We start from the raw sequence: 26,126 nt of genomic DNA on the forward strand, positions 1-26,126 counted from the left end.
CGTTTTTTTATATACCAACATTACTTAATTCTATTTCCGGAATAACAAATTCAACAAATCTTCCATGGAGCATTTCGATTTCTTCGCTGAATTTCGTATCAAAACAAATAATACTTTCTTCTAGACGGAGTACCGCAAAGCCATCTTCCTCGTAGTCCTCCAACTTCCCAACTACATGAACTAAGCCATCTTCATCTATTTCTAATAAACAATGTTTTTCTTCACTTTCATGCAAAAGTTCCGCGGTAATCATATCAGGTATCGTAATTTCTACCGTGTAAACCCTACTTGGTTCTGGGTCTTCATCGGCCCATATACCAACGCATTCACCATATTCACTACTAAAAGCGATTCTGCCGTCAGTCAATTTTTTTTGAACCTTTATCTCCACTAACCATTTCCTCCTGCGCTTCAAATTCTTGCTTTATTATAGCACAAAACTCGAAAGTGACGGTAATTTTTAGCAAAGTAATTTCACTTTTTATTTGTCATTTGTCTTATTTAAAAGTATGATAAGTATATACTTTTTATAAAAAGGAGATCGGATTATGACGATACTAGCATTTGATATGGGTGGTACCGCAGTGAAGTATGGCGTTTTAACAACAGAAGGCGCAATACTAGAAAAGGGTAAATTTACAACTCCGGATAATTTGGATGAAATGATACAATTATTGGTGGATGTGAAATCTAATTATGACTATTCTTTCCAAGGTGCCGCTTTTAGTTGTCCTGGTGCAGTAAATAATGAAACCGGCATCATTGGCGGAGCGAGCGCAATTCCTTACATACATAACTTTCCTTTCAAACAATTACTTGAAGAAAAACTCGGGCTTCCGGTTACAATGGAAAATGATGCCAACTGTGCGGCTTTAGCAGAAGTTTGGATTGGAGCAGCTAAAGATAAACAAGATATTATTTTTATGATACTTGGAAGTGGCGTAGGTGGTGCGGTTATTCGCGGTGGCAAAGTACATCATGGCGCGAATTTGCATGGCGGCGAATTTGGTTACATGTTGATGGACCGTGACGGACACACCCTTAGCGAGCTTGGTACTGTCGTAAATGCTGCTACTCGGATTTCAGAACGCCTGGAGCTCCCTGCTGATGAAGTGGATGGTCATCTTGTTTTTAAGCTTCGTTCAGAAGGAAATGAGGTCGCCAAAGAAGAACTTGAGACAATGTTTTATTATTTAGCTCGAAGTATTTTTAATTTACAGTATGCACTTGATCCTGAGATGGTTGTGATCGGTGGCGGTGTGAGTGAACGCCCTGATTTTATAACTGAACTAAATAGCTACGTCGATCAAGTAAAGGCGAGTGTTCCGATTGCTACAATTCGCCCAACTGTAGTTAGTTGTCAGTTTGGAAATGATGCCAACTTAATTGGTGCAACTGCCTTTCATTTAGCATAAAAAAAGAAGCTGGACACTTTGTTGCGCCAGCTTCTTTTTATCCTAATTTTTCTGGTTCACCGCGGCTTTCTAATACTTTTCTGACCGCTTCAAGCCATTTCTTTTGTTTATTTACAACAAATTGATACTTCACACCTGAAATCATATCTACTTCTAAAATGTTGGATAATAACTCTTTTCCAAGAATTTTTGTTCGGACTCCGCGAATTTTAGAGACGCGGTTCAGTGGAATATTGATTTCTTCGTCAAAGTAATCATTTGGCTTGTGTACAATGTAAGTTTCGGTCAAATAAAGCTTCCCAGGGACCGCTTTAAAACCATTTTTCGCATTGGCAAGACCTTTATGAATGACTTCTAATTCCTCTTCCATAAAGCTTCTCATCTCCTTATTCTTCTACATTTATAATAACAACGCTAGCTGTTACTTTTTCAGTATGAATGGACCGAAGTGCTTCTGGCTGCTTTTTTTAGGTGCGAGGATGTTCAAATGGCTTCCAAGGACTTCAATCTCGGCCGGAACGCCTGGACCTGGATCGCCGTCCACATTAATGCTTAAGTCGTCCCCGCTTGCATCAATCGTTAATTTCTTCGTTTTAATATAAACAACGCCATCGCTATTTTTTAAATTACCACGAATTAATTGTGGGATCATATTAGCCGCATCAAGTAGCCCGAGTTTAGTTAACACGATGACATGAAGATAACCGTCATCGATTTTGGCATCGGGAGCCCATGATTCCATTCCGCCGACTGATTTCGTTAAGCCAGCCACAACAAGTGCTGCCTCACCTTCCCATACTTCCTCGTCATATTCTAGTTTAAAATGAAGTAGTTCATTGCGGTTAAACGCTTTTAGACCTTCTAAAAAGTATGCTACTGAACCAAATTTCGTTTTTTGTTCTACGCTCACTTGGTCAACAGCTTGCGCAATCATTCCAATCGCTAATACGTTCATAAAATATTGATCGCCAATTCGGCCGATGTCCATTGGAATTGCTTTTGCTTTTTCAAGCGCTTGAATTGCTTTTTCGGGTTTTAGTGGTATGCCTACGGAACGTGCCAAATCATTGACGGTCCCAAGCGGAATAAAGCCGAAATCTGGTCGTTTTTCATGGATTGCTAAACCATTTATAGTTTCATTTAGCGTTCCATCACCGCCCATTGCGATAACTGCGTCAAACCCTTGTTCCGATGCCCAAGACGCAAATTCCGTTGCATCTCCTGCTTTTTCTGTTAAACGTACTTCTACTTCATCATATCGTTTTTTTAAGACTTCTTCTGTTTTCCCTTGATAAGTTTTTCCTTTTTCTTTACCTGATGATGGATTCACAATCAATAGTGCCTTACCCATCGCACTCACCCTCTCTTGCAAAAAAATTCTATTTATATTTTCACACATAATATAGGCATCTTCACTACTATAGTTTACCTTGAAATGGGGATTTGTACCAGTCACAGCCTTGAAAAATGCCGAAAAAAGTCGTAAAGTGAAGATGAACACAAAATAGAGTTGTGGAGGAATTTATAAATGAAATCATTTCAAGCGCTTTTCATTGAAAAAGAGGCAGACAATACTTCACTTCATTTTAGAGAAACTACTTTAGATAACTTACCAGAAAATGAAGTAACAATTGAGGTTCACTATTCTGGTATTAATTACAAAGATGGGCTGGCAGTTCTTCCTGATGGAAAAATTGTGAATGAATATCCTTTTATTCCGGGAATTGATGCAAGTGGTGTGGTTGTTGAATCAAAATCAGCTCGTTTTAGAGCCGGGGATGAAGTTATCGTAACAAGCTATGATTTTGGTGTTAGCTATTTTGGTGGCTATAGCGAAATTATCCGGGTTCCCGCTGAATGGGTGGTCGCTTTACCAAAAGGTTTATCGCTTAAAGAAGCTATGATCCTTGGAACAGCAGGCTTCACAGCAGCTCTCTCGGTCGATGCGCTGGAATTTAGCGGCGTAACACCAGATGCTGGAAAAATCGCTGTGAGTGGCGCTACTGGCGGCGTTGGTAGCCTTAGCACAGCCATCTTAGCTAAAAGAGGATATTCAGTCGTAGCTTCTTCAGGAAAAAAAGACGCAGAAACATTTTTACATAAACTAGGCGCGAAAGAAGTCGTTTCCCGCGAAGCATTCCAACCAGAAAAAATCCGTGCTCTAGATAAACAACTATATGCAGGAGCGATTGACTGTGTTGGCGGAAAACCACTTTCGTACTTACTGACTGCTGTAAAATACGGTGGGGCAGTAACGACATGTGGTATGTCAGCGGGTGGAAAATTAGATACAACTGTTTTCCCTTTTATCTTGCGTGGGATTCAACTTTTTGGTATTGATTCCGTTCTTTGTCCAATGCCAAAACGAGAACGCATCTGGAAACGACTTGCAACAGATTTTAAATTAACTAATTTAAATGAGCTTGCTACTGAAATCAATTTTTCTGAATTACCAGCTGCCCTTCACCAAATCATGAATGGCGGAATAACCGGAAGATATTTAGTAAAAATAAAATAAAAAAAGCATTGTCCCTTTTGAATGGGGACAATGCTTTTTTACCGATAAGCGACTAATACATGCGCATCAATGACTTGATCAATGATCGCCATACATTCGTCGTAATTTTGTGCTTCAAGCGCATCGATAAAACGCTGAATATTAGCGATTGTTTTAACACAAGCGTTTTGAGCGATTTTAATTACTTCTTCATCACCAAACTCTTGAATATTATTAAAAAAGTCATTGCTAATTTTTAAGTAATAATTATTTTTCATATAGGTTAGTAAATCATTAACAAACCATTTTTCATATTCAAAATAAACTGCTGGATCACTTGGTTCTACGTCACGTTCAATTTCTACTAACTTAGCGACTACGCGCATCTTATTAAAACTGATTTTTTTAGTACGAATTTTTTGAATGGCTTGTTTTAAAAATAAACCAAGAATTTCAGTCATTTCAAAATAACGTTCTTTATTAATAATACTGTCCCGAACAAAAGCGCCGCGGAAATCATTATATTCCACATATCCATCTGCAGCAAGCATCCCGATTGCTTTACGAATGGGCGTCCGACTAATACCCAACTGCTCTGATAACGTGTTTTCTATTAAGCGATCACCTGGCTTTAGTTCCCCGTTTCTAATCTTCTTTTTAATTTCCCGATAACAAACACTTTCTCTAGTCTCTTTGCGTTTGGTTGTCATTACTTTTCCTCCTAAGTATGCCTAAAAAATTATGTTATAAAAAGGACCGTGATGTAATAATCTCTTTCAAAAAATCGTTTTCATTCACTTTTTTCTCCATCGCCAAAAAGGGATGGTAACTCGTATTTTCTGTGACTAACATAGCTGTTTGAATAGCAATTATTTCTTTTGTTAGTTCGTGCTCTTTTTTTGCATTTATTTCTGATTTAGAACGAATAACTGACATAATCGTAATCCCGAAAAAATACAATACTATTGCCATAACGATAATGATCACTGCCGCAATGAGTCGTTCCGCTACATTATTCATTAAAAATAGAAAAGACCCGCCTAATATAGCTAAAAATGCAGCAATAAAAACGCCTATCATCGTACTAAGGGGCTTATAGTTCTTTTTCTCTTCCGCCATTTCAGAGTGAATAAACCGAAGCAGTTTTTCTAAGTCATCTCTTGAGCTGAAGCCACTTTTTTCTAAATAAGCAAATAATAAATAGCGACGCATAACTGCTAACTCTTTAAAATTACGCAACTGATAACGGGTTTTAATAAATTTTTTCGCCCGATTATAAATCAATAGGTAATAAAAAAGTGGAATACAGAGTAAACTAACCAAAATTACTGGAATAAAAAAACGATTATCCACTAAATTCATGACTATAACATTACCAACAATTAAAAGCAGCACTAATAAAAAAAACGCTCTCCAAAAACCTTTCATAAAGCTATGTATTAAATTCCAGCTACTAAGTTTTTTAAAATAAAAATCGTTTAATTTTTTTATAGCCATTTCTACACCTTTTCCTTTTTTTCCTAAATTTAAGTTTAACATGAGTCATCCATTTATTAAAGTTTGTAAAGAGATTTTCACTTTTTTATCGTAATTAGTTTACATTATGCTTAAAATTAAATATAATTAATATTATAAAATATATTTAATGGGTGAGTAAATGAAAACACTACTATATCAAAAAGTTTATGATCAACTAAAATTATCCATTCAAGAAGGCAAGATTCCTGTTGGTAGCAAAATGCCGACTGAAAATGAATTAATGGCTCAATTTGATGTGAGCAGTATTACGTTAAAAAAAGCGCTGGAATTATTAAAAAAAGATGGTTATATTTCAAGGCGCCCTCGTGTCGGTACTTTTGTTATTAATGACTCGCCAAATAGTGAGCAAATCGAAACGAGGAAGTTCGATAAACCACTTTTTGGTTGTATTATGACAAATTTCGACGACACTTTTGGAACAATTTTATTATCTGGCATGCTAGAGCACAGTGACTCTAAAGCTCATATTATTGTAAAAAAATCACTGGGAGATACTGAGCGAGAAGAAGAAATACTGCAAGAGTTTATTGAAATGAATGTTGCTGGGATACTTATTTTACCTGCTAGTTCTAAATTTGTTTCACCAACCTTACTGGAGCTTGCTTCTCAAAAATTCCCTTTAGTTGTGATAGATCGTACGTTAGAAGGTTTACCAATATCCTCTATTAGTTCCGACAATACAGAAGCTGGTCGTATTATTACAGAGAAATTATTTGAACTTGGTCATAAGCACATTGGAATGATAACGTCTACTAGTCCAGTTTCTACGCTTGATAGTCGAGTGAATGGCTTTATTCGCGGACACGCATCTTTCCATACCGCTTTTCATTCTGATTATGTTTTTCGTGAAATTGAATCAGTGATGCCAAATTCAACGGTTTCCATTCAAACAGATATTGATAAAATTGCTCATTTTTTAGAAACACATCCAGAAATTACTGCCCTTGTAGCGACAGAATACAATATCGCCCTTTTGATAAAACAAGCATGTAATAAGTTAGGCAAATCTATTCCTACTAATTTATCGGTGGTTTGTTTTGATCATCCAGATAATTTTTTTGATACCTCCGCATTCCAATTTACACATATAAAACAAGCACAATATGAAATAGGCGTTAAAGCAGTGGATATGCTGTTAAATCAAGTGCTTAAACCAGATACGATAAACAAAGAAACTTTACCTCCACTGCTTGTAGAAGGAGATTCAGTCGAGCCACTAAAAAGCACCTCCAAGTAGGAGGTGCTTTTTTCTAATGTTCTAATTTTGCAGCCATTTCAAGTGCGATCATTCCACTTAATTCTGCTGAATAAGGAATTTTCCCAGAAGGTTTTTCTTTCCAGTTCATTCCCATTAACAAATATCCATCTAATTTTGCGTTTTCAACGAGTATTTGACAACTATTTAGTACAAAATCCCGGTAAGTTTTATTCGCCGTTTCTTCTATTAAATCTGTAAAATATCTGTAAAAGATTCCTTTGAAAAGCCCTTCGTCTCCGCCATTTCCTTCATCTTTAAATATATCATCTTCCGTTAATTCTTTTAATGATATATCCGCAGTTTTATTCGCTGTGTCTAAATATTTTGCTTCTTTAGTGATACGGTATAATTCTAAATTAGCTCCAATATACACACCTTGGTTATAAGTAAATTTCCATTCATAATCAATGGATCCGTCTTCTAAACGATTAATTCCATCTTCAACAAAACCATCTTCACGTACAAGGACTTTAGTTTGCCATTCGTAAGTCTTCATTGCCCACTCTATATATTTCGTTTCATTAAGTTCATTATATAGCCAACAAGAAAGAATGATGAACGGTGCATTCACGGGTGTGTTTTTATAATACATTTGTGGTCGACGCCAAGCAAATCCACCGCCCATGATGTCGTTCCAACCAGTATCCACTAAATCCTGCCAAACCAACTGTGCATCTTCTAAATAAATTGGTTTCCCAGTCGCTTTATATAGACGATAAGCCGCAAGTGCATTCCAAAGCATATCATCATAAAAATCATGAATAAGCGTTCCACCATTTCTGTTTTTATTATGCAGATATGTTTTCTCGGCTATCTCCAAATCCGCTTGTTTTTTCGTGCGTAAGTATGCATCTAGTCGTACTTCAACCAAGTGAGCTAGCCACCAATAATTAAAAACCTTATTATCTTCTTCCGGATTTCCTGTCGGATAAAAGTTATTTAAAAATTGTTCTTTTGTATCCGCAAGATAAAATTTTTCTAAACTTTGTTGAGCTAAATTTGCATATTCGGACCATTTCATCGTTTATTTATCTCTCTCTTCTTTTAAAATTTGGTTTCCTTCTTTTTCAGCTTGTGATAAAGCTTTTTCCGCTGAAATATTACCATTCATGAATTTCTCAAATTGAGGCTTCATTGCTAAACCTTCTACATCTGCATAACCTGCCACAGTTGGACGGATTTTAGCATATTTCATTGTATTTACAAAAACAGAATAATTGGGGTCTTTTGTAAAATATTCATCTTCAGCAGCAATTTTATTCGCTGGTAACCAACCACTAATTTTAGCAAACTCTACACCATTTTCTGGTTTTGTTGTCCACCACTTCATAAAGTCCCATGCGCCGTCTTTATGTTCCGCTTGTTTAGGCATTACTAATCCAAACCCGCCCATAATCGCGCCTTTATCACCATTTGGTCCTTTTGGCGGTTCTACTACACCGTAATCAAGATTCTCTACTTTATTATAATCCGCTAAAGCCCATGGACCGTTGTATGTCATTGCTTCTTTTCCAGCTGCAAAAGCATCAGAACCATCATCAAAACCACGTTGGTATACTTTTAAATCATTTTGCATTTTATCCCAGTAATTAAGTACTTCTAAGCCTTGTTCTGAATTGAATGCCGTTTTTTTATTATCAGGAGTTACTAGTTGGCCACCTGCTTGCATTAAATATAAGTTAAACAAGCCAACATCTTGAAGCGACATTCCTGCTTGCGTCATTTTATTTCCATCCCATTTCGTTGTTTTTTGCGCAGCGGTTGCTAATTCATCCCATGTAGTTGGTGGTTTTACGCCAGCTTCTTGTAATAATTTTTTATTGTAAAATAGAATTCGGTTATCATTTAATAGTGGTAAACCATATAATTTATCACTATAGGTCATTTCTTTCACCGATTCTTCATAAAAATCGTCCATCTTCACGTTGTCTTCTTTGACAAGTTTATCTAGTGGTTCAAGCACTCCTTTTGGTGCATAAAGAGCTGTTTGATAGCGATCCCACATAATAATATCAGGGAGTTCACCACCTGCAATTCCGGTTAATAATTTTTCTTCCACATTTTCTTGCATTACATATTTTACTTTATACTTATCTTGTGACTTATTATAACTATCGATTTGTTTTTCTAACTGTTTAATCTGATCTCCTGACCAAGAGCCCCACATAACAATTTCTTCTTTTCCGTCCTTATCCTTACTACTGTCTGAACCTCCACCACAAGCCGCTAAACTGAGTAACAACACCATACTAAGAATTGCTAACAATACTTTTTTCATCCTATACACTCCTTTTTAGTTTATTTACCGCCATTATGCGCAATACCTTCTACAAAATATTTCTGTGCAAAAATAAAAACAAACAATACAGGAATGGTGGAAACAATTGTCCCAGCCATTAAAGCCCCATAATTGGCACTTTCGTTATATTGAAAGGAAGCAAGTCCTACTTGAACAGTCATCATTTTTTGCGAATTAAGAACAATCAAGGGCCACATAAACTGATTCCAGCCAGCCTGAAATGTCATTATTCCAAGGGTAGCAAGCGCTGTTTTAGCAAGTGGCATATAGATTTTCCAAAAGATTTTAAACTCCGAACAACCGTCTATTCTTGCAGCTTCAGAAAGTTCATCTGGCAAAGTTTCAAAGAACTGTTTCATGAAAAAGATCGAAAACGCGCCAGCAGCTCCTGGAATCAAAATTGCCCAGTAAGTATTAATAAAACCCATTCCACCATGGCCAGTAATATCATTACCACCCATCAACGGGAAATTCTTTAAGACTAAAAACGATGGAATCATTGTTACTACAGCCGGAATCATCATACTTCCTAAAAATGTCATAAAAAGACCTTTTTTCCCTTTAAAAGGTAGCTTAGCAAAAGCATACCCTGCTAGTGATCCAAAGAATAAATTAGTGAGCACTCCACCAACTGCAAGTATTAAAGAGTTGACTAGATAGCGGGCAAATGGGGTTGTACTAAACACATCTTTGTAATTATCCCAAGTAAACATTTTAGGAATTAAATTCATGCTATTACTTAAAATTTCACTCGTTGGTTTAAAGGAAGTAGATACTGTCCAAATAAGCGGGAAAACAGTCACTAAACTAATTAGAAGTACTGCAATATACCAAATGAACGACTTGCTCCCTTTTTTTAATTTTATGGTATTCATACCAACCCTCCTTAAGCTGTTCTATCTTCTTTATTCACACGCATATTAATAATCGAAAATACTAGTATGATTAAAAATAGTACAAAAGAAATCGCGGAAGCATAGCCCATTTTTAATCCTCCAAAGCCTTCATTGTAAATATAGTAAACAAGGGTGATAGTTGAGTTTCCTGGCCCGCCTTTTGTTAAAACATATGCCTGATCAAACACCTGAAAAGCATTGATAATTAGCATTGTAGTTACGAGAAAAGTAGTCCGTGAGAGGGATGGCCAAGTGACATAACGAAACGTTTTCCATCTTGAAGCGCCTTCAATTTTAGAAGCTTCATATAAGTTAGCTGGGATGCCTTGAAGACCAGCAAGAAAAATCATCATATTTGTTCCAAATGTCATCCAAACACTCATCATCACAATCGCAAACATTGCCCAGTTCGAATCATAAAGCCATGCAGGACCATTAATCCCAAACCATCCTAAAACACGATTAATCAAACCATACTGCGGATTAAGCAACCAATACCAGATAGTCGCTGTGGCTACCGTAGAGCATAATACCGGCACATAAAAAAATGTCCGAAACAAACCTGCCCCTTTTTTATTCATATTAATTAAGATAGCAGCCCCAAGCGATGCTACAAGACCAAGTGGTACAAACAAGGCTGTGTAGATAATCGTATTCTTTAATGAAATGAGAAAATAAGGATCTCTAAACATTTTTATGTAATTGTCAAAGCCGATCCAGTTGGGAGAATTAACAATATCATAATCTGTAAAGCTGACAAACAGAGCCATTCCAATAGGAAGAATCATAAAAATCGCTAGTAATAAAACTGGAAGCGCAATAAAAAGGTAAGCCATTCGTTGTTGATGTATTTGAACAGATTTATTTCTAATCGTTGCCATCATTAAGCCTCCTTCGTTAGTTCTTTAAAACACTTGCCATTCGAAATCCAGCTACATCAAGAATTAATTCGCAAAACATCATATTTGCCCATGAAAACCATTCACGCGTAAAGTCTTCCGGGTGATCTGGATGAAACGATTCATGCATTAATCCAGTTCCCGCATCCGTTCTTAACAACATTTGTAAAATCTCCAATTTTTCTGATTCATCATTTGCAGTGAGTCCTTGAATCGCCAGTCCAATTGGCCAAATATATCCTGCTGGTGTATGCGGACTACCAATTCCTTTTGCAAGCTCACCTTCAAAATAATACGGATTCGATTTACTTAAAATAAACTTCCGCGTGTTCTGATAAATTGGCGACTCTTTCTCAAGATATTGGATGATTGGCATAGAGAGTAGACTTGGAACATTTGCATCATCCATCAATAATTGATTTCCAAGACCATCTACTTCAAAAGCAAATATTTCACCAAAAGTCGGATGATTATATGTACCAAACTTTTCAATCCCTAATTGAATATCATTTTGTAAAGTAACTGCTTGTTTTATCGTTTCTATTTCGCTTGGATAAAAAGCTTCTATAATTTCTTTGGCATAACCTAAAACTACTACTGCAAACATATTTGAAGGGATAAGGTACCCATATTCACAAGCATCATCACTTGGTCTAAATCCTGACCAAAGCATACCGGTGTAAGCTGTTTCCGTTCCTAATCCGTTTCTTTTTAGAGTATCAGAAGGAACACAGTCCAGCCGTTCAAAACGATAAGGCGATTTTGTTTCATGATGTTGTTCTACTTCCCATAAAGCAAAAATCGTTTGTAACATCTTGAAAAATGCAGCGTCAAATTGTTCTGTTCTTCCAGTAATTTTCCAAATAAAGTACGCTAATTGAATCGGATAGCATAACGAATCAATCTCATATTTTCGTTCCCATACTTGTGGATGCATTTCTGTTTTATCAGCTTGATGCCCAGCTCCATTTGGCGTTTCATTGAAAGCGTTAGCATAAGGATCGATTCCAACTAATCGGACTTGTTCTTTGCTAAGACCAATCAACATCGACTCAATTTCTTCATTTTCTTTAGCGAAAAGCAGGAACGGTCGTACTTGGCATACGGAATCACGTAACCACATTGCCGGAATATCCCCTGTTAAAATAAATGTGAGACCGTTTTCCCTGATTTTAATGGTGGTGTCTAATGTGTTTTCCATACACTTTTCATACATGTCAGCTAATTTTTGATTATTTAATTCTTTTTTTATTTGTTCGGTGCTTGTTTGTATAAAAGCGCGGTTTGCGATAACCAAATTATTCACTCCTTTTAATTAATTATACTTAATTATTATTTATCATATTTAAATAATACTATATATATTTATTTTATGTCAATATAAAAATGAAATCGTTTTCTTTTATACACAAAAAAACTCTGAGAATCTATATCTCAGAGTTTTAATTCTTATTCAAACAACATATCTAGTATTGCTTCTTTTTCAATATTACCAAAATAAGCTTTTGTATTTACATTTTCCCAAGCATGTTGGACTGCAGCTCGCTCAAAACGGCAACCGATTAATTTAGCTGCTAACTCACTAACATCTTCTGTACCAAAGAAATCACCATAAATTATCGCTTCAGCCACTTGCCCTTTATTTAAGGATAGCTGAAATTCGATAGTGCCGGCGGGAAATCTTTTTTTGCGTTTGATGGTTGCTTTTGGGGATTTTCCGTAAGTCCAGTCCCAATTCCGATACCGCTGAGTGCGTAATTTTTCTATTTCGATTTTATCTTCCGCGGTGAAATTATATTTCGGTATATCTGTCGTTTCAAAAATCGACTCAAGTAAAATCTGCTTAAAGGCTTGAATATCCATATCTTCTGCTAAGTGCTCGCGAATAGTTGTCACACGGCTGCGCACAGATTTAACGCCTTTAGATAAATATTTTTCTGGATCGACTTGTAGTGCTTGTTCTAACATGGATAAATCCACATCAAAAAGTAGCGTTCCGTGGCTATAAAGTCGCCCTTTCGTTGCAAATTGCGCATTACCACTTATTTTTTTGCCGTCCACCTCAATGTCATTTCTTCCGCTGAGTTTGGCATTTACACCTAATTTTTGAAGTGCTTGAATAACCGGTTCTGTGAATCTGGCAAAGTTTTGAAAACTATTTCCATCGTCTTTTGTAATCATACTAAAACTAATATTTCCTTCATCATTGTAGACTGCCCCGCCACCTGATAAACGGCGCAAAACATCGATATTATGTTCTTTTACAAAGGAATGATTGATTTCTTCTAATGTGTTTTGATTTTTACCAACAATAATCGTTGGCTTCATTCGGTAAAACATAAAATAAGTTTCATTTTCATCCAAAAAACGGAGCGCATATTCTTCCATTGCAAAATTATATGCTTGGTCAAGCACGTCTTCATTGTCTAAATAAATCAATTTTCTCTAGCATCCCCTTTTGCTTTAAGCGTAATTCGAATGATTTCTGGATCATTAAATAGACGCGGCAGCTTAGTTACATTGCCTAAACCACGACTGACGATAAGCGATTTTCCGCCAGCTGAGTGAATTCCCGCTGTCCATTTTGGCATAAAGCCTTGTCCTGGTGCAAAAAGTCCTTCTGTGAGTGGTAGTCTAAATTGACCGCCGTGCGCGTGACCAGACAATACTAAATCAACCGGATAAGCTTGATAAAGTGGCCAAAATTCTGGACGATGGGCGAGTAGAATCGTAAAGTAGTCCGGGGATAAATTAGCTGTCGCCTCATCTAGCGCTTCTTTTAATGCTTCTTCTTCCCAAACTTGTTTAGGCAATTCTTTCTCGACCCAATCATCTCTAACAAATCGCGGATCTTTAACACCAGCTACCATGATCGCCGCACTATCTTTTCTCAGAAAATAGCGTTCGTTTTCAAGGACAGCTACATGATGTTTTTCCATGTCCGCTTTAAAATCTTCATAAAATGCGCTTCTACCTTCGTGGTTTCCGCTCACATAAAAGACCGGAAATTCTTTTGCTATTTTACGGACGACTGCCATTGTTACAAAAGGAGACTCATCACCATCAATCATATCTCCCGTTAAAAAAACAGCATCCGGCGCTAGTTCATTGACGATACTAAGCAAAGGATTATTATATAAACCAAAACTCGCACTATGCAGATCAGACAGCTGAACAAAAGTCGCGCCGTCCCATTCTGCCGGAATTTTATCTGATACTATTTCATAATCTGTTACAGTTAAATGTTTGGTTGACCAGTATGCATATCCTGTGAAAGCAGCAACTGCACCAAGTATACCCCATCCAGTTTTTTTCATAGCTAGAAATCTCCTCACTAAATTTGCTGTATGTTTCATTATAGCAAATTCAGCTGGAACTCGCTTTACTCAGCTACTTGGTATTCTGCTAGCTTCTGTAAATCGGCCGGACTAACTTCAGCCACAATTTCGGTGCCGTTTTCCAAGTATTCAGTAGCTAAAACATCTGCATGATCGTTTAAATAAGCAACAACATTCCCCGCTTCAAACGGAATTAAAAAGGTCGCTTTTTCATAGCTAGCAAAAAGTTCTTTACGAATTACTTCGGTTAGAAATTCCAAACTTTCTTCTTCGCGCGCTGAAAAGACAATTGTATTTTCCGTCTGTTTTGGATATATTTCGTCTTCTAAAAGATCCGCTTTATTGTAAGCATAAATGACTGGAACATCTTCCACTCCAACTGCTTTCAACGTTTCTTCCGTCGTTTTCATCATTGTTTTATAATGCGGATCCGAATAATCTACCACATGAATGAGCAAATCGGCATCGCGCGCTTCTTCTAAAGTGGAACGGAATGCTTTCACTAATTGATGCGGAAGTTTGCTAACAAAGCCGACCGTATCTGTGAGTAAAAATTGCTTGTTATCCGGTAAAACAATTTCGCGCACACTTGTTTCAAGCGTAGCAAACAGCATATCTTTCTCAAAAACTTGTTTGTCCGCAGTTTCGCTATAAGCACGCACTAAACCATTCATCGTCGTTGATTTTCCAGCATTGGTATATCCAACAAGTGACACCACAGGAATCTCATTTTTCTTCCGTTTGCGACGACGAACTTCGCGGTCATCTACGAGCATGTCTAGTTCTTTTTGTAAATGGCGGATTTGATGTTTGATGGTACGACGGTCGGTTTCGATTTTCTTTTCACCCGAACCACGGTTACTAAGTCCGCCTTTTCCGCTTTGTTGGTCCATATCTTCCCCTTGTCCAAAAATTCGCGGTAATTCATATTGTAATTTGGCGATTTGGACTTGGAGTTGAGCTTCTTTAGTTTTTGCTCGGTTTGCAAAGATAGCGAGTATTAGCCCAGTCCTATCCATTACCTCAAGCTCGAGCGCTTCTTCTAAATTCCTAATTTGCGACGGCGAAAGTTCATCGTTAAAAATAATCAAGCGAGCATCCTGCATTTCTGCTAAGCCTTTGATTTCATCCACTTTTCCTTTTCCGACGTAAGTAGCGCGATTTTCACGATCGATATTTTGTCGTAATTCGCCCACAACTTCCATATTATTTGCAGCCGCTAAATTGGCTAATTCTTCCATTGAATAATCAAAATCTTTTTGTTTTTGGCTAACACCAACGATTAATACATTTTTTTCCATAAAAAAGGACCTCCTGAAATAGATTCAGCGCGGTCAGGGTTTTTGAGTAGATAAAAACACAAAAACAGCATCAAAAGATACTAGCTTGCCTTCAAATGAAAGCATTTCGCCTTCATTCTACCCATATTTATTTTGGGTGCCATACATGCACGCAAGACCAATCCCGTTACCCATACTAAATAAGCATGGATATTCCCGCACTATTAAATTAGTTGCATAGATTTTTTGGGAAACGTAGTCTAATATAACGCATGATGGGCAACCCTCCGTTCAATTTAGATGCCCCTAGTTTAACATGATGGCCTTTGTTTCGCAACTATTTCTCGTTAGTTTGGCCTTTCAATCCGGAAAATATCGCCAAGTTTTGTATAGTCATTTCCAGCGAGTCTGGCAACTGGTTCAAGCTTTTCTGGTAAAATATAGTGATGCTTTTCGTCAAACACTTCATCTGCAAAATCGTACGTCAAAATACGTGCCAGAATTAAATCAGAAACAACCTCATCAGCGTCATTCTTAATTGGAATAATTTGTTCTAGTTTAGCTGTAAGCACGATATTGGCCTCGGAAATCTTCGGAGTTTTCATTCCAGGAACTTGCTCTAAATGCAAGCTTGTCTTATCGATTTCGCTTACATCTGGTGCAAGTCTTGCCGCAGTTTTATTCATTTCTTCCACAAATGACTCACTAACAATATGAATATTTAGTTCTTTCGTAAAAGCCGCATTCCTCGCTGTATCTTTTTGCTTGCCATCTGCGCGTTGAACCGCAATCGATACTATCGCCGGATCACTCGAAACGACATTAAAAAAACTGAACGGGGCGGCGTTAACCGTCTCCCCGTCTTCAGCAAGCGTTGTTACAAAAGCAATTGGTCGTGGAATAATACTTCCTGTTAAAAATTTATAGTTTTCTTTTTGGGTTAAATCTGCACTTTGAAAAACAGTCATTTATTTACCTCATTTCTGGTTGTTTTGATACCATTTTTTTGCTTCTTCTAGTTCTTCCATAGTCAAGGAATGGCCAGCAGCTGTCCAAACTGTTTCGACTTTCGCGCCCCGTTTTTCGAGGATTTCCACTAATTCTTCGGATGCTTTTGCGGTAATAAGTGGATCATTTAAGCCGGCTGACAGAAATACATTGCGGTGGCTAATTGAAAACTCGGGTTGTTTATTTCCAGCTGGCATCGCGTGAAACAAAATTGCTTTATGAAAACTATCTTCTGCTTGTAGTAGCGCGTTGGCTGCAATATTGGCACCGTTCGAATAACCTACTGCAATCATTCGTTCAAAATCCAGTTGATATTGCTCGGCTAACTCGCGTGTCGTCTTGATTAATTCTGCAGTTTTAAGCTCCAAATCCTCTAAATCTAAGCTGCCATCATGAAATCTTTTGAAAAATCGATTTGCTCCGCCTTCTTTAATATCACCGCGTAATGATAAAACAGCAGCATCACTATTAATAAATTCCGCTATTTCAACAAGCGACTTTTCATCGCCACCTGTCCCGTGAAGTAGTAATAACGGTGCTAAATTGTTATTTTTTCCAGGAATAAAAATGTGTTCCATACGTTTTTCAGCTCCTTTTCGTGTTAATTGGGCGGACCATTTTTTCAATTTCAGCTCGTTTTGGTTCTAAAAATGGAGGTAATGCCAATTTTTCACCGAGTGTTTCGTATGGTTCATCACCTGCAAAACCTGGGCCATCTGTTGCGAATTCAAATAAAATTCGTTCTGAAACTGGTACATACAATGATTCAAAGTAGAAGCGGTTTACATAGCCAGAGTTGGGTGCTTCGATTGTATTCATGCGGTCAATCCATTTTTGTAATTCCTCGTGGTCGTCAACGCGGAAAGCTACATGGTGTACACCGCCGTAACCTTGCATTGCGGCTGGAATATCGGTACGTTCTTCCACAATCACTTGCGCCCCGTTTCCTCCTTCACCCACTTCGTATAAATGAAGTCCATCTTCTTCTGTCACTTTTCTAAAGCCAAAAATAGTTTGTAAAATTGCTTCCATATTTTTGAGCGAAACTACTGTTAAAAATACTGGTCCTAAACCGTAAATCGCATATTTTTCTGGAACTGGTCCTTTTTTCCAAGGAGTTCCTGCTGCAACTCCTTCGTTATTTTCATCTGAAATTAGTTGTAATTGTTGGTCGTCAAAGTCTTGGAAGGTAAGATATTTTTTGCCAAATAATGTTTGGATGTCACTATGCGGAACTTCTAATTGGTCAAACCGGTCAAGCCAGTATTCAAGCGCCGCGTCACTTGGTACACGGAAAGATACGCGAGAAATACTATCTGTCCCGTGACGTCCTTTTGGTAAATTAGGAAAGTCGAAAAACGTCATATCTGTTCCTGCTGAACCTTTGTCATCTGCGAAAAACAAATGATACGTATGAATATCGTCTTGGTTGACTGTTTTTTTCACTAATCGCATTCCTAAAACTTCTGTGAAAAACGCATAATTTTTCTCGGCACTACTTGTCATTGCTGTTACGTGGTGAATTCCTTTTAACCCTTTAATCATGATAAATCTCCTCCAAAATAAGTTTCAATTTCTGTTCTTTTTTCTTCTAAAAAGCTTGGTAAGGCTAAGTGGTCGCCCATTGTTTCAAGTGGTTCATCGATAGTAAAACCGGGGCCAGCACTAGCAAATTCAATTCTCAAGCCACCTGGTTCGCGAATATAGAGACTTTTAAAATACTCGCGGTCAACAAATTCTTCAATTTCTAAGTCGTTTTTCACTGCTAAATCGTGAAGTTCATCCACAGCTTCTTTTGTTTCTAAAGTATATGCAATATGATCGATTGTTCCGCGTCCTGTGCGGGATTTTTTGTCTGATTTAGTAGCGTACAATTTCATAAAACTCATTTCACTCTTATCTACTATTACCCCATTCTGTTGCTTTAACCCAAAAAGCTTTGTGAAAAATTGACTAGATGCGGCTGGGTCCGGTACGTGATAGTCTGCGCCGATAATTCGAACGATTTGTTTTTCGACTGGTATATCGGTGTGGATGGTTGGGTTAGAAATGGTTTCTGGTATTTCCGTTAGGATTATGCCCATTGTATCGGGATCTTGTAATCTAAAAGTCTGGTCTTGTTTTTTGAAAGAAATGGCAAAATCGTTTAGCCTTTTTTCCCAGTAAGAGCTTGTGTCTTTTGGTATTCCAAGGGTGATATTACCGAAAAAGGCGCGCTCGTTGTAGCTTGAGCCGATGCGAGGTACTTCGAAAAATGTTAACAAGGTACCGGGGCTGCCTGTATAGTCCCCGTAAAATAGGTGGCGCATGTGAATATTGCTTTGATTTACTGTATTTTTTACGAGCCGTAGCCCTAATATGTCTGAATAAAAATGATGGTTCTCGCTAAATGATTTTGTTAGCGCGGATACGTGATGAATGCCTTTAATCATTTGTTTGTACCTCCTTCTTGATTACTAACTATAGTTTATAACTAAACTATTAAAAAGAAAAGTTTTATGCTCACAAAAAGTAAGTAACTTTTAATGTACGCAAAAAAGAGCGCCGTTAAGCGCTCTTTAATACACATCTCGTTTTGTGAAAATAAAATAGGATAAGATGAAAGCGACTACCATCCACGCTGTTAACACAAGCATCGAGAAATTCAATGTCATTCCTTCGACGGGTGGACTGGAGCCGTTCAAGTAATTCGTTAGTTGTAAATTGACCATAAATAGATATTTTGCGCTTGGCCAAGAGCTAACGAGATTGGTTAAAATCGTTCCGGTAATGAGTGAAGCAAGCATAATTCCCATCACGGCGGCCGTGGACCGAACTAGCACGGATACAAACATTGTTAACACACCGACCACAACACTGACAAACCACGCGAGTCCGAACTCCATGAGCAGTAATTGCCAAACCGGAAGCTGGTACACATTGGTTGTCGTTATCGCGCCATCTTTCACACCAAACCCGGTGAGAACTGGTGCATCCCAGCCACCGTACCCAAAGACAATTCCAGAAATCAGGTAGGCAATAACGGCGGATAATACCATAATTGCGGAAATCGAGAGTAGCATCGATATATATTTACTCGTCAAAATCCGCCATCGCTTTACAGGCCTTGTCAGCAGGAACTTCATCGTTCCCGCGCTTGTTTCGGCACTGATTAAGTCGGCTGCTATTACCATGATAAAAAGTGGAAACAACAAACTAATACCATTTTCGACAAACGTTTTTAGGAAAGTTGGTGCTCCAGGTGCATTGGGATTGATGTCATTATCTAAATAATATTGTAGTTGCCCGACAAGCACTTTGAAATATTTTTGATATTCTTCGGGTAGTCGCCCTGTGCCGAGTCTGTTTTCAAGGTCGACGATTTGTTGCTGAGTCTGTACATGCCAATCACTTGTCCCAGCTTGCTTTTCATCTTCTTGATACTGCCGGAACTGCGCATACGTGAAAATCGCTACGATAATTGCTACCAATGCTAAAATAACGATGAGTCGCTTTTTGCGCCAAAGTTTTAGCTGTTCATTATAGACTAAATTAATCAATCGAATGACCTCCTGTTAACTCAAGAAATAGGTCTTCGAGAGATGGTTTTTTCTTGTCGATTTCATGGACTTGAATGCCTTTTGCAACCAACTGTTCGTTCCATTCGGCGCTACGTTCATTCACTGCGGTCACGAGATATTCGCCGTCCACTTCGACTTCGGTTACACTTGCCAAAAATGCTTTGGCTTGTTCAAAAGGAGTCGCCAGCCAGCGTAATTGTGCGCGGGAACTAAGGAGGTGTGAAACTTGGTCGGTTTTAATAATCGTCCCGTCTGTCATAATCGCCACCCGATCACATAAAAGCTCAATTTCACTTAATAAATGCGAAGAAACGAGCACGCTAATTCCTTCATTTCTGGCAAGCGCACGGATAAAGTCGCGCATTTCATGAATTCCAGATGGATCTAAACCGTTTGTGGGCTCATCAAGAATTAATAATTTCGGACTGGAAAGTAACGCTTGGGCAATGCCTAAACGCTGGCGCATACCAAGTGAATAGGTGGAAACTCGGTCATTTATCCGTTTTTCCAGCCCAACTAGCTCAGTTACTTCCTGAATACGTTCTTTTTTTATCGAGGGATCCATTCGGGCAAAATACGCCAAATTTTCTTGCCCTGTTAAAAATGTATAGAATTCCGGATTTTCCACGATAGAGCCAAGACCGCGCATTGCTTCGGTGAAATTTTTTCGAATATCTTTTCCACCGATTAAAATCGTTCCAGATGTTGGTTTAATCAACCCCACGATCATTCGAATCGTAGTTGTTTTGCCCGCTCCATTTGGTCCTAGAAAACCGAATACTTCTCCGGGCATAACTTCAAAAGAAATCCCTTTGATAATTTCTCGTTTACGGATTTTTTTATGCAGGTTAGTTACTTGAAGTGCTAGCTCCGTCATCGCCTTTTCCCCCTCCCGTCTGTATCACTTCTGTCACCCGATTACCGATAAACTGGTATCCCGCATGATTTGGGTGGAATTTATCACTTGCTAAATAAGCCGCTCCATTTTGTTGAAATAAATCAAATGTTGGTACGTAAATAATGTTTTTCTCATTTTGTGATAGATTTTGACTCTCTAAATTCCATTCATTCGCAACAGCCGACATCTCACTCGCATTTTCTAACGACATAAACGGATTATAGAGCCCAATATGAAAAACTGGCGCGGATGGATTTAATTTTCGTATCGTTTGGTAAATTTGTTTTAAGTTATTCGTGTAGCTTGCTTCGGCTTGTTTAATCGCATCACTTTTGAAATCATCAAGTGCTTCCCCGCCGCGAAATAAATCATTGCCGCCGATTGTCATTAAGACTACATCAGCTGATTTTATTTGATTCTGTACTTCTTTTTGTTCCAATTGTTTGAGTAATTGTCCTGATTTCGCCCCGCTAATAGCAAGATTGACGTTCTCGACATTTTTCTCTTTTTGTTTATAGAAATTTTCCACAACCCGAACATACCCACCGCCTTCTGTGTCACCAACGCCATATGTAAGTGAGTCGCCGAGTGCAGTTATTTTAAAGGTATCTTGTTTTTTCGTTACAGTAGTATCTTTTTGGGCAGCTGAATTTGTATTATTTGCTTGATGATTTTTTTGCCCGTACCAAATTGACGCTACACCAACAACACTAACAACTAGCGCAATAACGGAAAAAACGAAAAGAATTTGAACCGTTCTACTCTTCTTCAATGACTACCACCCGCCTTTTTCTTGAGGTTTATTTGTCCCTAAGTATAGCATATTTTAAAATGGGAATAACGATATAGCGTTTTTAGCAAATTTATCTGATATTAAAAAACACTCACCCCTAAAGGTGAGTGCTCTCTCATTCTTATTCCGCTACAATTGCTTTCGTTAAATCATCGACAAAATCTTGTTTGTTTTCTGCTTTCGATGCTTCGGAAATTGCATCAATATCTTTCGGTTTATCATCCCAGCGGCCAGAATCTGCTGTTACCGCAATATGGATACTTTTATCTTTATTATCATTCATAAAAGTGGTTACGTTTTCTGGAATATCATCGGACTGTACTGTAGTGAATAGAACTACTTTGTCATAATCATCTGCTTTTACTTTGTCTAGTTTTGTTGTATCGATAATCGAAACATGTACGTTTTTGCCTTCCATGTCTTTTTTCACTTGATCCATTACGCTGTCTTTAAATTTACTACCTTGAGTTGCCAGCAATACGTGATCTCCTGTAGCTGATTTGTTTATTTCGGCATTTTCAGTAACGTCCATTGATTTAATAAAACGGTAGGATAGCATCACTCCTGCAAATATAACTACTGCGATTCCTACGACGATTAAGCTGATTTTTAGTGGTTTTTTCATGTTAAATTCCTCTTTTCTGTTAGTTGGGTCATTCTGATCTTAAAGCTTCTGCTGCATCTAATTTTGCTGCTTTATTACTTGGATAAATCGAGAAAATAAAGCCAATTGTAATTGTTATTGCGAGTGTGACAAGGAAATTCCAGAACGAAATGTGAATCATATCTTCAAAACCAATGTTCGTTTCTAAAATAGGACTAGCTATTTTTGCAATTGTCACGGCGACAAGACTTGATAGTACATTTGCTAAAATAATAATATAGCTTGCTTCCATCATGAAAAGTCCGCGAATATGACGTTTTCGATAACCAATTGCTCGGAATACCCCGATTTCTCTTGTTCGTTCAACCACACCGATATAAAGCACAATAGCAATCATCACGCCAGCAACAGCCAGCGAAAGACCTGCAATAAAGGCAATCAAGTACACAATAATATCGGTAAACTGGCTAAATGTATCTACGAAAGCATTCGCATTAGTAATCGAATAATTCGCCCAGTCTTTGTCATCCTCATATTTTCCAACGATTTCCTCTGCTTGTGCTGTTGTTTTTGTGAATGCATCTACAGATAAAATCGGTTTTTCAATACCAGTTGTTTTAATAAAATCATTCATTGTTTTTGTAGAAACGTCAAATCCCCTAGCAAAACCTTCTTTAGATGGATTTGTAATACCAGTAATAATTGTTTCTGTTTTAACCGTATTTTTTGTGTCGCTATTTCTTCCGGCATAAACTAAGGTTATTGTTTTACCAATGAGTTTATCGCCGTCACTTTTTGTTATATCATCAGAATCCTTTTTCCCAAGAATAGCTCTTGCTACATTAGAAGGGATAACTGCTCCTGCTTCATCACTTGTTACCATTTTCCCGCTTAGAAGATATTCATCTTTGACCGTCAAATCTTCATAGCGTGATGGCTTAAAGTTGGCTTCTTGCATTTCACCAGAAATACCTTTCAAATATTCGCTATCGTATTCAAATTTAATGCCTTGGACAGTAGTTCTTTCATAAATTTCGGTAATGTTTTCATCTTCATACAATTGCTTAATTTTCTTAATTTCACTACTCGTTAATGGAGTAGTCGGTTCAGGTGATTTCGAGCCACCATCTTCTTTATAATAAGTCGTAATCTGGTTAGGTGAAAAAGTCGTTCCAAAAATCTTTGAAAGACTTTGATTTACTCCATTCCCAAGCCCGAATGCTAATAAAATGGCGATAATTCCAATTGAAGTCCCAAGTGCTACGAGCAAATTCCGAAACTTTCTATTGAAAAAGCTTTTAAAAGAAATTTTAGCAGTGGCCCACCAGTTTAGACGCAACTTTTTTTCATTTTTGTGGCTAACTCTTTGGATAACTTCTTTTTTCCGTTCAAATGAAATTACTTCTCCATCTGCTAGTCGTAATACCGCATCGGTTTGGTCTGCAATATTTAAATCATGCGTGACGATGATGACTGTTGTTCCTTGTTTCGCTAACGTTTTTAATAGCTTAATGATTTCCTCTGAAGTTACACTATCAAGCGCTCCGGTTGGTTCATCCGCAATAATCATATCTGGATTGTTAGCAAGCGATCTCGCAATTGCTACCCGTTGCTTTTGTCCACCAGAAAGTTGCGTTGGTTTTTTACTAGCAAATTCGGTTAATCCAACTTGTTTCAGCAAATCTAGCGCTCTCGCATTTCGGTCACTTTCCGATAATTCGGCATTCAAATATAAAGGAACTTTGACATTTTCAATAACAGACATATGGTTAACTAAATGAAAGCTTTGAAAAATAAAACCAATATGATTAAAATGATAGGCGTCTAAGTCTATATCTTGTAAATCAGCGCCATTGTATAAAACTTGTCCGGAATAGTCGGTATCTAGCCCACTAATAATATTCAGCAAAGTGGACTTACCGCTACCGCTTTTCCCGATGATTGCCGCAAATTCCCCGTCTTGAATCGTCACATTAATATCTTTCAAAACAGGAGTCTCGTTTTTCTTTCCAAGTTTGTAAGATTTTTTTAAGTGCTTAATTTCTAACATGTATTCTCCTACTTTCAAATAGTATCCATTTTTTTAGACTTCATATAGATATAACTGCCTGCAATAACTGAACATAATCCTACATTCCAAACAATAGAAAGAAGTGAAATCTCAAAATGACCATTTGGCAAAATAGAGATAATTCCCGCACTGTTATAAATATGCAAGTAGTATTCAGCTAATAAATTGATTATTAGGATTGCAAAAAGAAGTAGAACAACGGCTGCTTTTTGAAGAGAACTAGCCTTCACGTGATCTTTTAACCAACCTACCGGAATAACAAAGTAACAAACAAACATAGCGATAAATAAAAACATCATCAGCGTTCCAGATACAAACGATAACGCATCGCCTGCTTCAATTCGTCCTGTTTCAAAACCGTAATACCAAATAAAAGCACTTTGAAGTAAAATAACTGCAATTGCTGATAAATAAGCAGCAAATAGTTTTCCGAAAAATTTCTTTGTTTCCGAAAATCCGGAAAGAGAAGCGAGCGTTAAGTTTTCTTTCGATGTGTCGAGTTTCGTGATTTTCCAAGTTGTGATAAGAACGAGAATTAAGCTTATCACCGTCGTTCCTCGAATCGCTCTAAAAAGTAAATCCGTTCCCTCCAGTAGATTTATCGTGAACCCTAGAAAGTTCAGCCCCAAGATAATTGCAAGTCCAATCAAAAGAATAGGACTAATTTGTTTTAAATAAAAAGTAATCATTTTTGTCATTTGTTCATTTCCTCCTTATAGAAATCGATTAATGAGTTGCCTGTTCTCTCGCGATAAGTTTCTGTTTCTATTGTTTTTAATGTATTATCTTTAATTAACCAAAGTTTGTTATATAATTTTTCCGTTCCTTCTAAATGATGCGAAGAAATAATCGTGATAGCATCTGGCTCTGTTTCGCTAATAATAGCCTTCATTACTTCTGAACGAGCCATAATATCAATACTTGCAAATGGTTCATCGTAAAGATACACTTTGGCTTGTCTTGCTAAAACACTAGCAATTTTCACTTTCATCAACATACCTGTCGATAGTTCACCAAGTTTTAAACGTTTACTAATGCGCCATCCTGAAAGTAGTCTTTCCCACTTATCTAAATCCATATTTTCAAAAAGAAGCGCATGTTGTTTCATAAATTCTTCTATAGTAATACTTTTTTTAGCGTAAAGTTCATTGTTTAGATAAGCGATTTGCTGACGGATTTCACTCGTTATGAAAACTTCATTATCTAGTTGTAATGTGCCGCTATCTGGTTTCTTCAAATTTGCTAACATATCTAGCAAAGTCGTTTTCCCGCTGCCGTTTTCACCAGTGAGCACGATCATATCGCCTGGTTTTGCTTCGAAGTCCACATTTTGTAAGACTAATTTATTTGGATAGGATTTAGCAAGATTATTTCCCACTAACATTTACTTCTACCTCCTCTACTTTTTTCACCCAAGCGATGATTTTTTCTTTATTAATTCCTAATTTACTCATTTCACTAATAAAATTTTCGGTAAGTTGTTTTGCGATGTCATTTTCCAATTGCTCAATTCTCCTCTTATCTTCTGTCAAATATTTACCAGTACCGCGAACGGTGAAAATAATTCCCGCTTCTTCCAGTTCTACATAAGCTCGCTGGATGGTTGTCGGATTTACTTCTAACTTTGTTGCTAATTCTCTTACAGATAGTAGCTTGTCACCAGCCTCGTATGTTCCTGTAACAATTTCTGTATGAATATAATGAACGATTTGCTTATAAATGGGTTTACTATCATCAAACTTCATAATTTCCTCCTTTCGCCTGTCTGTCC

General features: G+C 37.5%; 28 protein-coding genes. 3 read left to right on the forward strand and 25 right to left on the reverse strand.

Annotated elements, in window-relative coordinates; genetic code table 11:
* Window positions 1–7: 7 nt before the first annotated feature.
* Complete coding sequence (locus tag AC4PG0_RS04470; protein WP_003761103.1) at window positions 8–391, reverse strand: hypothetical protein; 384 nt, start codon at window positions 389–391, stop codon at window positions 8–10.
* 157 nt (window positions 392–548) lie between these two features.
* On the opposite strand from AC4PG0_RS04470, the gene AC4PG0_RS04475 reads away from it, so the two are divergent.
* Window positions 549–1,415: an ROK family protein gene (locus tag AC4PG0_RS04475; protein WP_003770980.1), complete on the forward strand. Its 867-nt coding sequence runs from the start codon at window positions 549–551 to the stop codon at window positions 1,413–1,415.
* Window positions 1,416–1,452: 37 nt separating this feature from the next.
* Here the strand turns inward: AC4PG0_RS04475 and AC4PG0_RS04480 are convergent, their stop codons facing one another.
* The gene (locus AC4PG0_RS04480; protein ID WP_003761100.1) at window positions 1,453–1,785 is read right to left on the reverse strand and encodes a hypothetical protein; all 333 of its coding nucleotides are present in this window, start codon (window positions 1,783–1,785) and stop codon (window positions 1,453–1,455) included.
* A 51-nt stretch (window positions 1,786–1,836) separates the two neighbouring features.
* A complete protein-coding gene (locus tag AC4PG0_RS04485; protein WP_492167977.1) occupies window positions 1,837–2,766 on the reverse strand; it encodes a diacylglycerol/lipid kinase family protein in 930 nt (309 codons plus the stop codon).
* Between the two features lie 177 nt (window positions 2,767–2,943).
* Between AC4PG0_RS04485 and AC4PG0_RS04490 the strand changes: the two genes are divergently transcribed.
* On the forward strand, window positions 2,944–3,933 hold the full coding sequence (locus tag AC4PG0_RS04490) for an NADPH:quinone oxidoreductase family protein (RefSeq protein ID WP_194318220.1): 990 nt from the start codon (window positions 2,944–2,946) through the stop codon (window positions 3,931–3,933).
* A gap of 38 nt (window positions 3,934–3,971) precedes the next feature.
* On the opposite strand, the gene AC4PG0_RS04495 is transcribed toward AC4PG0_RS04490, so the two are convergent.
* Both AC4PG0_RS04495 and AC4PG0_RS04500 read right to left on the reverse strand, forming a co-directional pair.
* Window positions 3,972–4,622, reverse strand: a complete 651-nt coding sequence (locus AC4PG0_RS04495; protein WP_003761094.1) for a GntR family transcriptional regulator — start codon at window positions 4,620–4,622, stop codon at window positions 3,972–3,974.
* Between the two features lie 34 nt (window positions 4,623–4,656).
* On the reverse strand, window positions 4,657–5,409 hold the full coding sequence (locus tag AC4PG0_RS04500) for a hypothetical protein (RefSeq protein WP_010990599.1): 753 nt from the start codon (window positions 5,407–5,409) through the stop codon (window positions 4,657–4,659).
* Between the two features lie 160 nt (window positions 5,410–5,569).
* Between AC4PG0_RS04500 and AC4PG0_RS04505 the strand changes: the two genes are divergently transcribed.
* Window positions 5,570–6,688, forward strand: a complete 1,119-nt coding sequence (locus tag AC4PG0_RS04505) for a GntR family transcriptional regulator (protein WP_492167399.1) — start codon at window positions 5,570–5,572, stop codon at window positions 6,686–6,688.
* Window positions 6,689–6,701: 13 nt separating this feature from the next.
* Here the strand turns inward: AC4PG0_RS04505 and AC4PG0_RS04510 are convergent, their stop codons facing one another.
* The 20 genes from AC4PG0_RS04510 to AC4PG0_RS04605 form a co-directional block, all read right to left on the reverse strand.
* Window positions 6,702–7,730: a glycoside hydrolase family 76 protein gene (locus AC4PG0_RS04510; protein ID WP_492167398.1), complete on the reverse strand. Its 1,029-nt coding sequence runs from the start codon at window positions 7,728–7,730 to the stop codon at window positions 6,702–6,704.
* Between the two features lie 3 nt (window positions 7,731–7,733).
* Window positions 7,734–8,987: an ABC transporter substrate-binding protein gene (locus tag AC4PG0_RS04515; RefSeq protein WP_492167397.1), complete on the reverse strand. Its 1,254-nt coding sequence runs from the start codon at window positions 8,985–8,987 to the stop codon at window positions 7,734–7,736.
* Window positions 8,988–9,007: 20 nt separating this feature from the next.
* Entirely contained in the window at window positions 9,008–9,883 is an 876-nt protein-coding gene (locus AC4PG0_RS04520) for a carbohydrate ABC transporter permease (protein WP_003721884.1), read from the reverse strand.
* Window positions 9,884–9,894: 11 nt separating this feature from the next.
* Window positions 9,895–10,785 (reverse strand): carbohydrate ABC transporter permease, encoded by an 891-nt coding sequence (locus tag AC4PG0_RS04525; RefSeq protein ID WP_010990596.1) that lies wholly within the window; start codon window positions 10,783–10,785, stop codon window positions 9,895–9,897.
* Between the two features lie 16 nt (window positions 10,786–10,801).
* Window positions 10,802–12,100 carry a glycoside hydrolase family 125 protein gene (locus AC4PG0_RS04530; RefSeq protein ID WP_153648284.1) on the reverse strand — a complete coding sequence of 433 codons (1,299 nt, stop codon included), beginning with the start codon at window positions 12,098–12,100 and terminating at the stop codon, window positions 10,802–10,804.
* 152 nt (window positions 12,101–12,252) lie between these two features.
* Window positions 12,253–13,242 carry a lipoate protein ligase LplA2 gene (gene lplA2, locus AC4PG0_RS04535; RefSeq protein ID WP_207578421.1) on the reverse strand — a complete coding sequence of 330 codons (990 nt, stop codon included), beginning with the start codon at window positions 13,240–13,242 and terminating at the stop codon, window positions 12,253–12,255.
* On the reverse strand, window positions 13,239–14,120 hold the full coding sequence (locus tag AC4PG0_RS04540; protein ID WP_492167396.1) for a metallophosphoesterase: 882 nt from the start codon (window positions 14,118–14,120) through the stop codon (window positions 13,239–13,241). The genes lplA2 and AC4PG0_RS04540 overlap by 4 nt, the downstream gene beginning before the upstream one ends.
* A gap of 65 nt (window positions 14,121–14,185) precedes the next feature.
* Window positions 14,186–15,442: a GTPase HflX gene (gene hflX / locus AC4PG0_RS04545; protein WP_492167395.1), complete on the reverse strand. Its 1,257-nt coding sequence runs from the start codon at window positions 15,440–15,442 to the stop codon at window positions 14,186–14,188.
* Window positions 15,443–15,768: 326 nt separating this feature from the next.
* Window positions 15,769–16,389 (reverse strand): flavin reductase family protein, encoded by a 621-nt coding sequence (locus tag AC4PG0_RS04550; RefSeq protein ID WP_010990591.1) that lies wholly within the window; start codon window positions 16,387–16,389, stop codon window positions 15,769–15,771.
* 9 nt (window positions 16,390–16,398) lie between these two features.
* The gene (locus AC4PG0_RS04555) at window positions 16,399–17,007 is read right to left on the reverse strand and encodes an alpha/beta hydrolase (RefSeq protein WP_033533274.1); all 609 of its coding nucleotides are present in this window, start codon (window positions 17,005–17,007) and stop codon (window positions 16,399–16,401) included.
* Between the two features lie 7 nt (window positions 17,008–17,014).
* Window positions 17,015–17,974, reverse strand: a complete 960-nt coding sequence (locus AC4PG0_RS04560; protein ID WP_003770958.1) for a ring-cleaving dioxygenase — start codon at window positions 17,972–17,974, stop codon at window positions 17,015–17,017.
* On the reverse strand, window positions 17,971–18,861 hold the full coding sequence (locus AC4PG0_RS04565; RefSeq protein WP_010990588.1) for a VOC family protein: 891 nt from the start codon (window positions 18,859–18,861) through the stop codon (window positions 17,971–17,973). The genes AC4PG0_RS04560 and AC4PG0_RS04565 overlap by 4 nt, the downstream gene beginning before the upstream one ends.
* Before the next feature lie 126 nt (window positions 18,862–18,987).
* Window positions 18,988–19,968, reverse strand: a complete 981-nt coding sequence (locus AC4PG0_RS04570; protein ID WP_003761063.1) for an ABC transporter permease — start codon at window positions 19,966–19,968, stop codon at window positions 18,988–18,990.
* Window positions 19,961–20,866 carry an ABC transporter ATP-binding protein gene (locus AC4PG0_RS04575; RefSeq protein ID WP_003770956.1) on the reverse strand — a complete coding sequence of 302 codons (906 nt, stop codon included), beginning with the start codon at window positions 20,864–20,866 and terminating at the stop codon, window positions 19,961–19,963. Before AC4PG0_RS04575 ends, AC4PG0_RS04570 begins: the two co-directional genes overlap by 8 nt.
* On the reverse strand, window positions 20,838–21,659 hold the full coding sequence (locus tag AC4PG0_RS04580; RefSeq protein ID WP_492167394.1) for an SGNH/GDSL hydrolase family protein: 822 nt from the start codon (window positions 21,657–21,659) through the stop codon (window positions 20,838–20,840). Before AC4PG0_RS04580 ends, AC4PG0_RS04575 begins: the two co-directional genes overlap by 29 nt.
* 142 nt (window positions 21,660–21,801) lie before the next feature.
* Window positions 21,802–22,305: a hypothetical protein gene (locus AC4PG0_RS04585; protein ID WP_003731229.1), complete on the reverse strand. Its 504-nt coding sequence runs from the start codon at window positions 22,303–22,305 to the stop codon at window positions 21,802–21,804.
* A gap of 28 nt (window positions 22,306–22,333) precedes the next feature.
* Window positions 22,334–24,334 carry an ABC transporter ATP-binding protein/permease gene (locus AC4PG0_RS04590; protein WP_492167393.1) on the reverse strand — a complete coding sequence of 667 codons (2,001 nt, stop codon included), beginning with the start codon at window positions 24,332–24,334 and terminating at the stop codon, window positions 22,334–22,336.
* Window positions 24,335–24,348: 14 nt separating this feature from the next.
* Window positions 24,349–25,053, reverse strand: coding sequence for a hypothetical protein (locus AC4PG0_RS04595; protein WP_003761048.1), 705 nt, complete (start codon window positions 25,051–25,053; stop codon window positions 24,349–24,351).
* Window positions 25,050–25,739 (reverse strand): ATP-binding cassette domain-containing protein, encoded by a 690-nt coding sequence (locus AC4PG0_RS04600; RefSeq protein WP_045554525.1) that lies wholly within the window; start codon window positions 25,737–25,739, stop codon window positions 25,050–25,052. The genes AC4PG0_RS04595 and AC4PG0_RS04600 overlap by 4 nt, the downstream gene beginning before the upstream one ends.
* Window positions 25,723–26,100 (reverse strand): GntR family transcriptional regulator, encoded by a 378-nt coding sequence (locus AC4PG0_RS04605; RefSeq protein WP_492167392.1) that lies wholly within the window; start codon window positions 26,098–26,100, stop codon window positions 25,723–25,725. Before AC4PG0_RS04605 ends, AC4PG0_RS04600 begins: the two co-directional genes overlap by 17 nt.
* Window positions 26,101–26,126: the final 26 nt, after the last annotated feature.

This window comes from Listeria sp. MAN/IMW/UF464 (genome assembly GCF_058683955.1).